The sequence below is a fragment of the Lentzea jiangxiensis genome (assembly GCF_900104175.1).
In the GTDB taxonomy this organism is placed as follows: Bacteria; Actinomycetota; Actinomycetes; order Mycobacteriales; family Pseudonocardiaceae; genus Lentzea; species Lentzea jiangxiensis.
Genome location: NZ_FNIX01000057.1, coordinates 1 through 1,699 on the forward strand (window position 1 = coordinate 1; position 1,699 = coordinate 1,699).

At 65.2% G+C, this 1,699-nt stretch carries 3 pseudogenes; 2 read left to right on the forward strand and 1 reads right to left on the reverse strand.

Annotated features, from left to right (window positions below):
* Positions 1 to 183: pseudogene (locus BLQ91_RS39955) on the forward strand (DDE-type integrase/transposase/recombinase); the annotation flags it as partial.
* Positions 184 to 213: 30 nt separating this feature from the next.
* Here the strand turns inward: BLQ91_RS39955 and BLQ91_RS39960 are convergent.
* Positions 214 to 1,456 (reverse strand): annotated as a pseudogene (locus BLQ91_RS39960) (IS3 family transposase).
* A 20-nt stretch (positions 1,457 to 1,476) separates the two neighbouring features.
* Between BLQ91_RS39960 and BLQ91_RS40940 the strand changes: the two are divergent.
* A pseudogene (locus BLQ91_RS40940) lies at positions 1,477 to 1,699 on the forward strand (hypothetical protein); the annotation flags it as partial.

Here is a 1,699-nt window from a genome sequence, read left to right on the forward strand (position 1 = left end):
CTGAAACCGAACGAACTGTGGGTCACCGACATCACCCAGCACAGGACAAGGGAAGGATGGCTTTACTGCGCGGCCGTTCTGGACGCGTTCAGCCGTCGCATCGTGGGCTGGTCGATCGACTCCACACAGGACTCAACCCTGGTCGTCAACGCACTGGACATGGCCATCCGCAACCGGCGCCCTGTCAAGTACCGGGTTTGATGGAGGGTGTGATTACCCGCTCGGTGCCGAGACGGGTACGGTTGTGTGGTGATGGTTGGTCTCGTGTTCCACGGGTGGGATCAGGCCGAGTTCGCCGTGTAGCCGGCGGTGGTTGTACCAGTCGATGTACTCGGCGACCGCGATCTCGAGGTCGTCGGTGCCGCGCCAGGGACCTTTGTTGCGGACGAGTTCGGCTTTGAAGATCGAGTTGAAGGCTTCGGCCATGGCGTTGTCGTAGGAATCTCCTGTGCTGCCAACGGATGCGACCGCGCCGGCCTCGGCCAGGCGCTGGGTGTAGCGCACAGCGAGGTATTGCGTTCCGCGGTCGGAATGATGAACGAGGTCGCTGGTGTCCTGCCCTGCGCGGGTGCGTGTCCACAGCCCCATTTCCAGGGCGTCGAGGGCCAGATCGGTGCGCAGCGAGGTGGACAGCTGTCAGCCGACCACGCGGCGAGAGAACACGTCGAGCACGAACGCGGCGTAGGCCCAGCCGCTGAAGGTGCGAATGTAGGTGATGTCGGCGACCCACAGATGGTTCGGTGCCGACGCGGCGAACGTCCGCTTGACAAGGTCCGGGCGCGGGTCGTTACCCTTGCCGCTGCGCGTGGTGCGTGGGGTTTTCAGCCGAGAAATCCCTTGCAGCCCAGCAGCTTTCATCAGGCGGGCGACGGTGCAACGGGCGACCGGAAGCCCGGTGACCCCGCCCTGGCGGCCCAGCTCGGCGTAGATCTTGCGCACGCCGTAGACGCCGTAGTTCGTCTCGTGCACCTCCTTGATCTTCTCGGTGATGACCGCGTCGCGGACCGCGCGTGCCGAGGGCGGGCGGGAACGAGCGGCGTAGTAGGTACTCGGAGCGATCTTGACGCCGGCTGCGGTCAGCACGGCACAGATCGGCTCGACTCCGAACTCGTGCTTGTGGCTGTCGATATACTCGACGATCAGCGGGAGGGGCGGTCTAGCGCGAAGAAAGCAGACGCGGACTTCAGGATCGCGTTGGCACGGCGCAGTTCCCGGTTCTCCCGCTCAAGCTGCGCGATCCGCTCCGCTCCGCATCACCGGCCGTGGTGCCTGGCCGGTCACCGGCGTCGATCTCCGCGCGTTTGACCCAGGTCCGCAGGGCTTCGGGGTGGATCCCGAGCTGGTCGGCGATCCGCTTGATCGCACCGGTCGCGGCAGCCGGGTCCCGGCGGGCCTCCACGACCATCCGGGTCGCCCGCTCACGCAGCTCGTTAGGGTACTTCTTCGGTGGGGCCATTAGGTCCTCATCATCCAGGCTTGATGGTCTCCATCAAACCCGGTACGGAACACCCCGAGCCCGGCGGCATCGTCCACGCCGACCACGGCACCCAGTTCACCTCCTGGGTCTTCGGCGAGAAGATCCGCTCAGCCGGTCTGCTGCCATCCTTAGGGTTCCTAACAGAGGGTTTTGATGTGGCGGTAGCAGATCACGCAGGTGGCCAGGCTGAGGAACGCCTCGTGAATGTCGTCGCGGCGTTCC